Annotated in this window: 12 protein-coding genes and 1 riboswitch; of the genes, 11 read left to right on the top strand and 1 reads right to left on the bottom strand. The window is 54.4% G+C overall.

The window, feature by feature from the left end:
* Positions 1-28: 28 nt before the first annotated feature.
* The 11 genes from fmt to lnt all read left to right on the top strand — a co-directional run bounded on the left by fmt (position 29) and on the right by lnt (position 12714).
* Complete coding sequence (gene fmt, locus G5S47_RS03675; RefSeq protein WP_103633739.1) at positions 29-973, top strand: methionyl-tRNA formyltransferase; 945 nt, start codon at positions 29-31, stop codon at positions 971-973.
* Positions 973-2463, top strand: a complete 1491-nt coding sequence (locus tag G5S47_RS03680; RefSeq protein WP_103633740.1) for a transcription antitermination factor NusB — start codon at positions 973-975, stop codon at positions 2461-2463. The genes fmt and G5S47_RS03680 overlap by 1 nt, the downstream gene beginning before the upstream one ends.
* A gap of 21 nt (positions 2464-2484) precedes the next feature.
* On the top strand, positions 2485-3147 hold the full coding sequence (rpe, locus tag G5S47_RS03685) for a ribulose-phosphate 3-epimerase (protein WP_103633741.1): 663 nt from the start codon (positions 2485-2487) through the stop codon (positions 3145-3147).
* Positions 3148-3240: 93 nt separating this feature from the next.
* Positions 3241-3365, top strand: a riboswitch (FMN riboswitch).
* 69 nt (positions 3366-3434) lie between these two features.
* Positions 3435-4208, top strand: a complete 774-nt coding sequence (locus G5S47_RS03690) for an ABC transporter permease (protein ID WP_103633763.1) — start codon at positions 3435-3437, stop codon at positions 4206-4208.
* A gap of 12 nt (positions 4209-4220) precedes the next feature.
* The gene (locus G5S47_RS03695) at positions 4221-5240 is read left to right on the top strand and encodes an ABC transporter substrate-binding protein (protein WP_219585826.1); all 1020 of its coding nucleotides are present in this window, start codon (positions 4221-4223) and stop codon (positions 5238-5240) included.
* A gap of 59 nt (positions 5241-5299) precedes the next feature.
* A complete protein-coding gene (locus G5S47_RS03700) occupies positions 5300-5563 on the top strand; it encodes a phosphoribosyl-ATP diphosphatase (protein WP_006681010.1) in 264 nt (87 codons plus the stop codon).
* 22 nt (positions 5564-5585) lie between these two features.
* A complete protein-coding gene (gene hisG, locus G5S47_RS03705) occupies positions 5586-6431 on the top strand; it encodes an ATP phosphoribosyltransferase (protein ID WP_006681011.1) in 846 nt (281 codons plus the stop codon).
* A 40-nt stretch (positions 6432-6471) separates the two neighbouring features.
* Entirely contained in the window at positions 6472-7401 is a 930-nt protein-coding gene (locus tag G5S47_RS03710; protein ID WP_181002195.1) for a helix-turn-helix transcriptional regulator, read from the top strand.
* Positions 7401-8378 carry a helix-turn-helix transcriptional regulator gene (locus tag G5S47_RS03715; protein WP_103633744.1) on the top strand — a complete coding sequence of 326 codons (978 nt, stop codon included), beginning with the start codon at positions 7401-7403 and terminating at the stop codon, positions 8376-8378. The genes G5S47_RS03710 and G5S47_RS03715 overlap by 1 nt, the downstream gene beginning before the upstream one ends.
* Complete coding sequence (locus G5S47_RS03720) at positions 8375-11143, top strand: DEAD/DEAH box helicase (protein ID WP_103633745.1); 2769 nt, start codon at positions 8375-8377, stop codon at positions 11141-11143. The genes G5S47_RS03715 and G5S47_RS03720 overlap by 4 nt, the downstream gene beginning before the upstream one ends.
* Positions 11140-12714 carry an apolipoprotein N-acyltransferase gene (lnt, locus tag G5S47_RS03725; protein WP_219585827.1) on the top strand — a complete coding sequence of 525 codons (1575 nt, stop codon included), beginning with the start codon at positions 11140-11142 and terminating at the stop codon, positions 12712-12714. Before G5S47_RS03720 ends, lnt begins: the two co-directional genes overlap by 4 nt.
* 136 nt (positions 12715-12850) lie before the next feature.
* On the opposite strand, the gene G5S47_RS03730 is transcribed toward lnt, so the two are convergent.
* Entirely contained in the window at positions 12851-13216 is a 366-nt protein-coding gene (locus G5S47_RS03730; protein ID WP_006681016.1) for an RNA polymerase-binding protein RbpA, read from the bottom strand.
* Between the last annotated feature and the right edge of the window lie 10 nt (positions 13217-13226).

A 13226-nucleotide genomic window follows, 5' to 3' on the forward strand; every position in this document is an offset into this window, starting at 1 on the left:
ATTCCTTTCGTTCGTTAGACTGATCCTCGTGCGTATTGTTTTCGCTGGAACTCCAGCTCCCGCTATCCCGACGCTTGAGCGTCTTGTCGAGTCTACTCATGAGGTCGTCGGTGTCATTACCCGTCCACCTGCCAGAGTGGGTCGTGGGCGCACGCTACACCCCAGTCCAGTTGCGCAGTTCGCACGTGAACACGGCCTACCTGTGATTGAAGCGTCTTCGTTTAAAGACCCTAAGGTATGCAACCAAGTCGAGTCACTACGCCCCGATCTTGGTGTCGTTGTCGCATACGGCGCACTCATTCCTTGCTCCGTTCTGGACATGCCTACTCATGGGTGGATCAATCTCCACTTCTCGTCTCTTCCGCGGTGGCGCGGGGCTGCTCCCGTTCAATGGGCACTGATCAGCGGGGATACCACTACGGCTTCCAGTGTTTTCCAACTTGAAAAAGGTCTTGATACCGGGCCTGTTTATTCCTCGATTCCGGTCGACATCACGCATGAAACAGCGGGCGAATTACTTGAACGCATGGCAATTCTCGGCGCTCCACAAGTTGTGGATGTGGTTGACTCGATTGCGAATGGAACCGCACAAGCTGTGCCTCAAAACGAAGATGATCCGCGGGCAAGCCACGCACGTCAACTGAGCTCCAGCGACGGGTTCGTTGATTTTCGTTCGTCTGCTCAGGCAACTGACCGGCAGATTCTTGGTCTTAGCCCCAACCCGGGCGCGTGGACGCTTCTTCCAGACTCAAAGCGATTGAAACTAGCCGCGGTAACAGTCGTAGAGGGCGATGATCTTGAACCCGGTCATATTCGAGTAACGAAGAAGAGCGTTGAAGTCGGCTGCCAGGACGGAATCGTTCGCCTTGGACAGGTAGCTCCGGCAGGTAAAGGCTGGATGGACGCTGCCGCATGGGCTAGGGGAGCCCGGCTTTCAGAAGACGCAGTGCTTGGCACGATGGAGGAAAACTGATGGCAACCCGTCGTTACTCCGATGGATATCGCAAACTTCAGGATGTCGATACGCCTAGGCGCATTGCTTTTGACGTGCTCATGGCAGTTGAAACTGAAGATGCCTTTGCCAACATCGCGCTAACGAAGGCGTTGCGTGACGCGCGTTCACATGAGCGCCTGGACTCGCGCGACGCTGCTTTTACCTCCGAACTTGTCAATGGAAGCCTGCGAGCCCAGGGACGTCTCGACTGGGTTTTGGGACGCTATCTGACCAGGCCCATCGATAAGGTCGATACCCCCGTTCGAGTCCTCCTGCGCCTGGGAGCCCATCAGCTTCTGAATATGCGCGTTGCCGACCATGCGGCAGTTGCTTCCACCGTTGATCTCGCTCGCCACTACCTGACCGAGGGGCCAACGCGAATGGTGAATGCGGTTTTGCGTTCAATCACTCGTGAAGCTCCTGGAGCAATCGAAGATGCAATCGCCCAGATCAGCGACCCGAACGAACGTCGTTCCATTGAGTTTTCGCATCCGCTCTGGATGGTCGATGCCTTCGAAGACGCCCTCATTAGCCATGGCTTCGAGGCTAGCGAATTAGATGACCTGCTAGCCGGCGACAACCAGCCTCCGCTGGTGACCCTCGTTGCGCGCCCAGGTCTGATCGAAGCAATCGATCTGGCTGATGAAGCTGAATCAGTGTTGGGAACTCGCGTCGCCCCAGGCGATGTCAGTGATTGCGCGGTTCTTCTCGAACACGGTGATCCGGGTAGTCTCGATTCGATCCGCTCAGGGCGCGCCGGTGTCCAAGACGAAGGATCCCAGCTTGGCGCAATGATCGCTGCTACTGCCCCGATTGAAGGCAAAGACGAGTGCTGGCTCGACCTGTGCGCAGGACCGGGTGGCAAAGCATCGATGCTCGCATCGATCGGCGCTCTTCAAGGAGCCACACTGATTGCAAACGAGGTCCATCCTCACCGTGCTCGCCTCGTAGAACGCGCGTGTCGCCAGCTTGACAGCGTTGAGGTCGTCTCGTCCGATGGTCGTACCTTCGGCGGGGGCAAGAGCCAGTGGCCTCTTGGAAGCTTCGACCGAGTTGTGATCGATGCTCCCTGCTCAGGCATGGGGTCAATGAGGCGCCGCCCCGAATCACGATGGAGGCGCACGCAAGCAGATGTTGGCGGCCTCGTCGATTTGCAGGCGGAACTGTTGGCACGCGGTCTCGAACTTGTTCGCGAAGGCGGAATCCTGACGTATATCACCTGCTCTCCGCACGTCGACGAAACGCTTGCTCAGGTGGAGAAGCTACTGAAAACTGGGAAAGTAGAGCTTCTCGATACAGTTGCACTTGGCGAAGCACTTGCACCGGAGTCTCTCAACGTCCCTGACGCTGCTGGTCGTATCAAGAAATACCCCGGTCGCACCCTCCAACTGTGGGAACACCGTAACGGTACGGATTTGATGTTTATTGCAGCGATGAAAAAGGTCGAAAAGCCCACATCAGCGCGCTAATCACCACGTATCATAGGGATCATGAAACCAACTATTTCTCCTTCGATTCTTAACTGCGATATCGGCGATCTGCGCGGCGAACTCACGAAGATTTCCAGCGCGGACGTTGCTCACGTTGACGTGATGGACAACCATTTTGTTCCGAACTTGTCGTGGGGCCTGCCCGTTGTCGAGTCCGTCATCGCATCGAAGATCCTTCCTGTTGATGCACACCTGATGATCGAAGACCCTGATCGTTGGGCGCCCGCATATGCGGAAGCTGGTTGTCATTCAGTCACGTTCCACGCTGAAGCTGCGGCAGCTCCGCTCCGCCTTGCACGCGAGCTCCACCGCATCGGTTCAAAGGTCGGTCTGGCGCTTCGTCCCGCAACCGATATCGCTCCGTTCGTGGACATTCTGTCGGATTTCGACATGATCCTCGTGATGACTGTGGAACCTGGTTTTGGTGGTCAGTCGTTTATTGACTCGATGATCCCGAAGATCCGCCGTACCCGCGAAGCGATCAATGCTTCTGGTCTTGAGGTTTCGATTCAGGTTGACGGTGGTGTTTCTCGTCAGACCATCGAACTGGCAGCTGAAGCGGGCGCAGACAACTTTGTTGCCGGTTCTGCCGTGTTCCGTGCAGAAGACGCGTATGCAGAGGTCGCAGCACTCCGCGAGCTCGCATTGCATCACTGCCACTGATTTGTTGAGCTTCCAACCGGTGTGTGGTCGTAATTTGTAAGACCACACACCGGTTTTTATTTTCGCGCTTTGGACGCGTTCGTGGCATGATTGAGGAAGCTCCGGGGTCGGTGAAAGTCCGAGCCGGCGGTGAAAGTCCGCGACCCGCCTGCTATCAGGTGGCTGAATCGGTGTAATTCCGATACCGACGGTGAAAGTCCGGATGGGAGGAGCGCGTCAAGCAGACGGACGTTCTGTGCCGTGTTGCTTGCCTCGCGACGCACCCGGATGCCAGAAAGGCTAGGGTCGTGGCACATCGCAAACGCGCTTCGCGTACGGTGACGCTCATTGCACCTGTCGTCTTCCTGCTCTTCCTACTTGGAATGTGGTGGGTGACCGTATCCTTTTCGGGCATCGAGTCGTGGCGTCTACCGTCACCTGCACAAACGTGGCAGCGTGCATTGACGCTTGCAACAGGGTCGTCGTTCTGGAATAAAACGCTTGTGACGTCGGGGGAGGCGATTGCGGGGTCCGTTCTTGGCGCCCTTGTCGCACTGCCGCTGGCGTATCTCATCTATCGTTCGCCACTTGTCAGTGCTGCGGTCGAACCCTTCCTTGGAGCTACGCAGGCGCTTCCTGCTATTGCTCTCGCACCACTTCTTGTCTTGTGGATCGGCTACGGTTTTTGGTCGATCACTGCACTCTGTGCGCTTCTCGTTTTCTTCCCGATTCTCGTCTCTACGGTGGTGGGTCTACGACATCTCGATTCTGAGATTCTCGAGGCCGCCCAGGTGGATGGAGCGTCGGGCTTAACGATGGTGATTTCGATGGAGCTTCCTCTTGCGGCCCCCGCGGTCCTTGGCGGTGTCCGAAACGGTTTTACTCTTTCGGTGACTGGCGCAGTTGTTGGCGAAATGGTGATGGGTGGCAATGGCTTGGGGCAGGTTCTTACACAGGCACGTTCAAACGTTGATACGGCAGGAATGTTCGTCACGATTGGACTCTTGTGTGTGATGGCAACAGCGATATACATCCTCGTGTATCGCATTGAGCGCTCGCATCGTTACATGATCTCGCAATGAAAGTGGTTCCTCATGTCTGTTCGTCTTCGCGCATCTATCGTGGCTTTCGCCCTATTCGGCGTTACATGTGTGGGAGCATGTGCTCCCGATCCTTCGACCGCTGAGTCTGGTGCGTCGGCGTCACACGCAGTGACCGTTGGTCTCACTTATATTCCGAACGTGCAGTTCTCTCCCGTGTATGTCGCCCATGATGACAGCTTGTATTCGAATGCTGGGGTGGATGTGACGATTCGTCACCACGGTTCCGATGAGGGACTGTTTACGGCCCTCATTTCCGGTGAAGAAGACGTTGTGATTGCTTCGGGTGACGAGGCAATGGTGGCGCGTGATTCCGGGATGGATCTGGTGTCGATTGGTACCTATTACCGTCAGTACCCCGGCGTTGTGATTGTTCCAGCGGATTCTGAGATCCACACTCTGTCGGACCTTAAAGGACACAGCATCGGTATTCCCGGTGAGTATGGGTCGAACTGGTATGCGACCCTCTCGGCTATCTTACAGGGTGGCTTGAGCGAGAAGGATGTCGAGATTGCGTCGATTGGCTACACGCAACGAGCTGCTCTTGCTCAAGGTGAAGTGGATGCTGTCCTCGGTTTTGCGAATAATGACCTGGTTCAGATGCTCCAGTCGGGCATGGATGTCAGGGCCATTAGTTTGGAATCGCAGACGCCTCTTGTCGCGGCGTCGATCATCACGACCCGTCAGTGGGCTGAGGCAAACCCTGAACGTGCGTCAGCGGTTGTCAGCGCAACAACTGCTGGTATTAACTCGGTGATTGATGATCCCGACCATGCCCTTGACGTCACGATGGCGTGGGATGAGACTCTCAGCGACGAGACCTCGAAGTCTAATGCGATGGCAGTGCTTCAGGCGACAATTCCTCTGATGATGAACGCTGGCGGCCCGGCTGTGGCGAGGCAGGATCTTGATCGCTGGGAGATGATGGCAGAGTTCTTGGGCTCTGTGCCGGGTGTCGTCTCTCAGAAGCCCGATGCTTCTTTGGCTGCTACTAACGAGTATGTGAATGAATAAGGCTGTCCGCTAGGCGGATAGGGTTTCATTTGTTGTCCGAGGCGTCGTAAAGTCAGGCCATGGCTACTTTTGAAGATCTCTTTGCCGAACTGTCCGAAAAGGCTCAGACCCGCCCCGAGGGTTCTGGGACTGTTGCTGAACTGGACAAGGGCATCCATGCGATCGGAAAGAAGATCATCGAAGAAGCCGGCGAAGTGTGGATGGCTGCCGAATACGAGACTCTTGACGATCTCGCTCTTGAGATCTCGCAGCTCTTCTACCATGCGCAGGTCATGATGATTGCCAAGGGCCTGACCCTCGACGACATTTACAAGAAACTCTAAGCATTTTCGTTGAAGGATCTCCATGCTTCGCATTGCTGTGCCCAATAAGGGCTCACTGTCTGACCCTGCTGTTCGTCTGCTTTCTGAGGCTGGCTACAACACTCGTCGCCACGGTCGTGAGCTTGTTCTTACCGACACCCTGAATGATGTCGAACTCTTCTTCCTGCGTCCGCGAGACATCGCGGTCTATGTGGGACGAGGCTCCATTCAAGCGGGTATCACCGGTCGCGATCTGCTGCTTGACTCTCAGACTCAAGCAATCGAGCATTTCCCGTTGGGTTTTGCTCGTTCAACGTTCCGTTTTGCAGCTCCTACCGGCACGATTACCTCGATTGAACAGATCAACGGTAAGCGCGTTGCTGCGTCATATGACCATCTGGTGAAGTCATATCTTGATGAGCGTGGTGTGGATGCTGAGGTCGTTCACCTTGATGGGGCAGTGGAGTCCTCGGTGCGCCTGGGTGTTGCTGACCTGATTGCTGACGTCGTCGAAACCGGCTCAACCCTGAAGGCTGCCGGCCTTGAGGTGTTTGGTGAGCCTTTGGCGAAGTCAGAAGCTGTTCTGATCACACGTCCCGATGTCGTTGACGATCCGGCGCTGGCAACGCTGGTCAAGCGCCTCGAAGGTGTTCAGGTTGCTCGCAAGTATGTGATTGTTGACTACAACGTTCGCGAGTCTGCTCTTGATGCGGCGATCGCTATTGCGCCTGGCTTTGACTCTCCGACTGTTTCTCCATTGCAGGATTCTGCGTGGCGAGCGGTTCGCGTGATGGTGGAAGCACACCAAGTGAATCCGATTATGGATCAGCTTCACGAGGCTGGAGCCCGAGGAATTATCGTCACCGAATTGCGTGCCTCTCGTCTCTAGAACAGGGCTTTTGCTCGCGAGCATCAGTAGGCTTATGCCTATGGGAAATGACAGCTCGCGCGATGCTCGGTTGCTTGCCTTATTGAATTGTCTGAGGCATTCTGGACGCCCACTGTCTAAGCGGGAGATTCAGGAACAGGTTCTTCAGTATCAAGGACTGACTCACGATAACTTCGAGGGCCAATTCCAAGACGATAAAGAAACTCTTCACTCCATCGGTATCGCACTGACAATGCGGGGAACGAATCCTGATTTCACTTATGAAATTGATCCGAAAGCTTCGGCTCAGTTCCAAGGAGAGAACGTTCGTTTTGATGCCAGCGAGTCACGGCTCATTTCGATGGCAATCAAAGTGTGGGACGATGACGCGAATACGACGGCACTAAAAAAGCTAGCGCTTTCGATGGATCCGCCTGAAACGTCTTTTTCTCACGTGAATATCGGCCTTGATCACAGCGATGTGATTTGTGCGCTGAGCGAAGCAATCACGCATGGGCGCTTTGTCAGCTTTGACTACACGTCTGAATCGGATTCGTTCCGACGTAGCGTTGCTCCCCGAAAGCTTGTGATGCGCTCGAACTCCATGTACTTATGGGGTTTTGATATGGATAGGTACGCACCGCGTTTGTTCAAGCTGTCGCGGATTGCTTCCGAGATTGAAATTATTGGCGACTCTTTCGACGCACTGGAGCTTCCCGAGATCCCGGCAGATCCCTTCACTCTTCTAGAAATAGAGCCTCTTCTTGCAATTCGCGATGACGCATCGCTTGCGATTCGCGCCTACGTCCAACTGACAGGGCGCCTGATAACAGATGGTTGGTGCGAAGCCGTCGGGCTGCGAGCTTCCCGTCATACGTGGATGACGCGCGTTCTCACCGAAGGTGAAGATGTTGTTGTTCTTGCTCCCCACGATTTGAGGGATGAGATCTATGCCCGAATTGACAGGGCCTCGTCGTGGGGAGTTCAGTGATGGGAGCACGATCTACTGACGCGCTTGTTCGCCTGCTCGCGATTCGTGATTGGCTTGCAACGAATGCATATTTCGAACCTGTGCCACTCGACGATGTGGTCCGCCAGTTTGGTGGAACGCGAGACAAGATGCTTCGCGATTTGAATACCCTGTCAGTAGCTGATGATGACACGTTCGATTTCGACGGTCGTTTCTGGGTTGATATTGATCTTCTTCACGACTCAGGTCTTGTCCAGCTGATGTCGCATATTGACGCCAATCAGCTACCGGGCCTTACTCCAAGCGAAGCGTTGGCGATTCGTATCGGTCTTGAGTCTCTGTCGAGTGTTCTTTCCCGAGACCTTGTCGAGCGTATTCCCGCCGTTCTGGACAAGATTGGCCAGCTGGTTGGGGAGCGTGGTGATGAGCAGATTCTGCTTCATCACCGGGATCACCAGTGTCAGAATGCCTTTGCTCTTCTTGACCGTGCCATCGGGCTTCGCAGACCGGTTGTGTTCACCTATACCTCAGCGAATGGGGCGACTCAGCGTCGCGAAGTGGAACCTCGTGAACTTCATTTGGAAGGAACCGGCTGGATGCTTCTTGGCTGGTGCATGATCCACGATGAGTGGAGAACGTTCGCTGTTGACCGGATGAGCGACCTCGAAATCAATATGTCGCGTAAGAATGCCCGGCGGAAGTCACCCAATAGACTGCGTGACAACCAACAACCACTTGAGACACAACAACTGGTTGTTGGCCCCAATGGGCGTTGGGTAGCAGACGAATACCCGCAGGTAATCAGTCGTCAAGTCAACGATAAATTGACCGAACTGTTGATTCCGATCTGGAGCCGACAGTGGTTTTTGACGTTGCTTATTGATATTTCAGAGTCCCTTGAATCCGCCCCGCAGGACTCGCTCGTGCAAGCGGGTGAAGTTGCGCGTCAGATGAAGGCATCATGGGACGAGGTTCTAGACAGCGTGGAGACATTGTGAGCCCAAAAAGAAGGCGTCAGGCAAGCAAAGCTTCCGGGGAACCACAGCCTGTTGAGCAGCTGAGTCCGGCCCAGCGAATGCAGGCGTTTAAGAAGGATCAGCACATCCAACGCACCATGCGTTACGCATGGTGCGAGACCCTCGATTTTCAGGCTGATGATTTCCAGATCGAAGCGATGGATGCTCTCGAAGCTGGACAGTCAGTCTTAGTTGCTGCTCCAACTGGTGCTGGTAAGACGGTTGTGGGTGAATTCGCGACGTACCTTGCTCTCCAGAAGGGAAAAAGAAGCTTTTATACAACTCCGATTAAGGCGTTATCTAATCAGAAGTTTTCGGATCTACGTCGTCGCTTCGGTGAAGACACTGTTGGTCTTTTGACCGGTGATACGTCGATCAACTCTCACGCGCCAATCGTTGTGATGACGACTGAGGTTCTTCGGAACATGATTTATGCGGGCGCGGATCTATCGGATCTTGATTCGGTTGTGCTCGACGAGGTGCACTACCTAGCGGATCGCTTCCGTGGCCCCGTGTGGGAAGAAGTGATTATCCATCTTCCCGCTGAGCAAAAGATTGTCGCTCTATCGGCAACCGTTTCGAACGCTGAGGAATTCGGTACGTGGATCGGTCATGTTCGTGGAGGATGCCGGGTTGTTGTTTCCGAGCATCGTCCTGTCCCGCTGTATCAGCACATGTTGGTCGGGCGACATCTCTATGACTTGTATTCGCCATCGAAGAAGGGCGAATCAACGCGAATCAACCCGGAGCTACGTTCGGCTATCGGTCCGTCGAATCCTGGGAGAATGGGACGAGGTGGAAGGAATTGGCATGAAACTGCTCGTGTCAGACCTCCACGCGAGTCGCGTCCGTCGACTTTGATTGAGCTGGATCGAGCTGGCCTATTACCGACGATCACGTTTGTTTTTTCTCGGGCAGGGTGTGAAGACGCTGTCACCCAGGTTGTTCGCGCGGGAATTTGGCTGACCAATAAAGAAGAGCAGAAGCAGATTGCGACAGCGGTTGATGAGGTAAAAACTCAGGTTGGTGCACAAGACTGTCATGTCTTAGGGATTAATGCGTGGGGTGAGGCACTAGAACGTGGAATCGCAGCGCATCACGCGGGTCTTCTTCCCATTCAGAAAGAGACAGTAGAAAAGCTCTTCACGCGCGGTTTGATCAAAATGGTGTATGCGACTGAGACGCTTGCTCTAGGCATCAATATGCCGGCTCGCAGTGTCGTCATCGAGTCGTTGCGCAAATGGAATGGAGCTGCCCACGTTCAGCTGACACCGGGGGAGTACACCCAATTGTCGGGTCGTGCTGGTAGGCGTGGCATCGATACCGAGGGACATGCAATTGTTCTTCACCGTGGCCAAGTTACTCCTGAAGAGGTCAATGCTCTTGCCTCTAAACGAACATACCCACTGATCAGTGCTTTCACTCCGACCTACAACATGGTTGTGAACCTGCTTCACCATTCGTCGCGGGCTGCCACGCGTGATGTGCTTGAAACATCGTTCGCTCAGTTCCAAGCCGATGGCGGGGTCGTTGAACTTGCACAGCATGCCCGTGCGCTCGCACGCCAGCGTGCCAAGTTCGAGCAGGATATGGAATGTGATCGCGGAGATGCGCGCGAGTATTTTGCGCTTCGTGACGATCTTGTTCTTGCCCAGAAGTCCGAATCTAAGCTGAGGGCTGCCGAAAAACGCAGTGCAAATCGTGTGGCGTTGGCGACCTGTCAGCCAGGAACAATCATTCGTTATGGATCTGGTCGTCGTAGCCTGTACGCGGTGGTTGCGTTCCATTCCGACACGGCTATCGGGCACGTTTCTACAACGTTGATTGGCACGGATGGGAAGTTCCATTCGCTGTCAGCTAAAGATGTCTCATCTTCTTTCGCTGTTGTGGGGTCGATGAAGATTGCCGGCGGATCTGCGGTGCGTCGGAATAAAGAACGAATGAAAATCGCTGATGAACTCAAGCGCCGTATTCGGGTGAAATCTATTGAGATTCCGCTTGATACGCCGGACTTTGATGCGACCAAGAGCGCCCAGATCGAGAAGCAACTGAAGGCTCATCCTGTTCATCAGTGTCCTGAACGTGAACACCATGCGCGTGCAGGGCATCAGTGGGCCCGAATTAATCGCGAGTTGCGCAAGGTGAACGAACGCATTGACTCTCGAACACATTCCGTTGCCCATAAGTTCGACCGAGTATGCCAGGTTTTGGAGGAACTAGGCTTTCTTGACGGCGATACTGTGACCGACCAGGGTGAACGTCTACGTCATATCTTTGGCGAGCGCGACATCATCGTCATGGAGTGTTTGCGAAGCGGAGCGTGGAGCGGATTGGATGACGCGGAATTGGCTGCGATCGTGTCGACGTGTGTGTTTGAGTCGCGTCGTGAAGATGGTGCGCGTCCTGCACTCCCGGTTGGTCTTTCAAAGAATTTGACGCGCGCACTCAAGGCAACATTTCAAGCAAGTGCGAAGGTCGCAGAGGTTGAGAAGCGAGCCGGACTTGAACCGACAACTGAGCCTGATTCGGGAATGATGGAAGCGTGTCTGGCGTGGGCTCATGGGGCATCGTTGGGAACCTCGCTCGATGGCGAAGAGATGCTCGGTGGCGACTTCGTTCGTTGGATTCGTCAGGTCATGGATCTGTTGGATCAGCTGCGTCATGACACTGACGAAGCGATGGCGTCGCAGGCGAAGCGTGCCCGACACCAACTTGTTCACGGCGTAGTAGCGTGGTCGGTGTTATGAAAAATACTTCTTTGATTGTTGATGTTTTTCTCAGCGCCCTTGCAGGCGTGGGAATGTGGGCAGCCTTCCCGTCCCTGTCGTTATGGTGGCTGATCTTTCCGTCTCTTGCTCTCTATTTTTCACGTGTGGATCATTCGACTCTTTCACGCGGACTGCTGAACACCGTTGTTTTTGGTTTTTCCTGGTGGCTTCCTCTGATTCACTGGGTGACGCTGGCGACCGGAGGATATGTACCGTGGGCCGCTCTTGCTACGACTCAGGTGATTGCGTTGTGCCTGTGGGCAGTGATCGCGCGTCTGTCACAGTCGATTCCAGTGGTGAATTCTCCGTTGGGACAGCCTTTTGTCTATGCATTGACGTGGGTGGGTGTCGAGCAGCTTCGTAGTCACTATCCCTGGACTGGTTTTCCGTGGGGAAATGTCGCGATGCCACAGGTTGATTCACCACTTGGTCACCTTGCCCCGTGGGGTGGGGAAGTGGTGGTGTCATTTGTGAGCGTTGCCCTCGCAGTTGCGCTTCGGAGAGTGTTCTATTTCCGCTCAGATTTGGGCGATGAGCATTGGTTCACGAGGCCGGCTCTGCTTGTTGGAAGTCTCGGCGTATTTTTTGCCGCGTGGATGATTCCGCTTCCTTTGTCGCAAGAGGCAGGCACGATTCGTGTGGGAGTTGTTCAGGGAGACGTTGAACTACCGGGAGCACACACCTTTGGTATCGAAGGTAAGGTCACAACGAACAATTCTGCGATGACTCAGGAGCTTGTGGCTCAGTCTGATCCTGTCGATCTGCTGATCTGGGGAGAAACCGGCGCCGATCGTGACCCGAGAGAATCCGGTTTGGTTGCCCAGCTTGTTGATTCTTCGGCCACGTTGGCTCATGCGCCGTTGCTCTTCGGTTTCGCGAACGTTAAAGATGACAAGCGTTGGAATTGGTTGGGCGTCTGGTACGAGTCCGAGGGACTCGATGAAGAAAGCCTCTATGCTAAGCAAAAGCCTGTTCCTTTTGGAGAATTCATTCCTTTCCGTTCGCTGATTTCGAAGCTTGCTACCCAGGCTGCTCAGATCAATATGGACATGGCTGCCGCTGATAATCTTGCATTAATGAATGTTCATCTCCATGATTCGCGGACGATTCCGATCGCTGTAGGGATTTGTTTTGAATCCGCTTACCCGGCGGTGATTGGTCCTGGTGTTATGGCAGGTGGACAGCTCATTGTCACTCCGTCGAATAACTATCATTTCCAATCTTCATCGGAGTCTGCCCAGCAGAATCAGCTTCTGCGTTTGAGAGCAATGGAGTATTCGCGTTCAGCGATCCAAGCGTCGACTACCGGAATGTCGTCAGTGATTTTGCCGGATGGTCGTATGAAGGCGACAACCGATCCTCACAGTGCTGCGTGGCTTGCTGACTCGGTGCCTCTGAGGACGTCGATGACGAAGACTGCTGAGTTGGGGGAGTTGCCCGCTCAGATGGTTATGGGAGCAACGGGTGTGTACGGCGTTTTTGCCTTGCTCTATGCGTCGATTCAGGCTGTGGTGAACTGGAACTCTCTAAGGCGTCAAAATAGGATCTGACCTGCATAAATATGCTTTAAATTGTGCGTGAAACGTTCGATAGAGGGTATTATTATGTCAGATACTCCTCGCTTCGCTCAGGAAGTCAGGAGTATCTGGAGGCTTTATTGAGTTGAGCAAGCCAAGCCCAGGGGTGTCAGCCCTTACGATAGTGACCTTCGGGCTGAAGGCGCCCTTCGCGGTATGCGGTGAGCTGTTCGTTAAGGACAACTTCAAGTTCTTCAAGACTGCGGCGCTCGCGAAGCATATCCCAGTGGGTGCGAACAGCCTTGGCGGGCTTTGTTTCTTCATCTTCTGGCGCATCGCCAATCAGTTCAGCAGAACTACCGCAACGGCATTCCCAAGTTGCTGGCGGAGTTGCTTCGCTAGCAAGAGGAACCTCGAACTCGTGACCGTTCGGGCAGACGTACGAAACGGTGTAGCGTTCGGCAAAGACGACACCGTCTTCAGACTCCATAGACTTTGCGCCGATCTGCATTCCTCGGAGCGCGCGATCTGCCATGGTGATCTCC

Origin of the sequence: Schaalia turicensis (assembly GCF_019380255.1) — a bacterium.
In the GTDB taxonomy this organism is placed as follows: Bacteria; Actinomycetota; Actinomycetes; order Actinomycetales; family Actinomycetaceae; genus Pauljensenia; species Pauljensenia turicensis_A.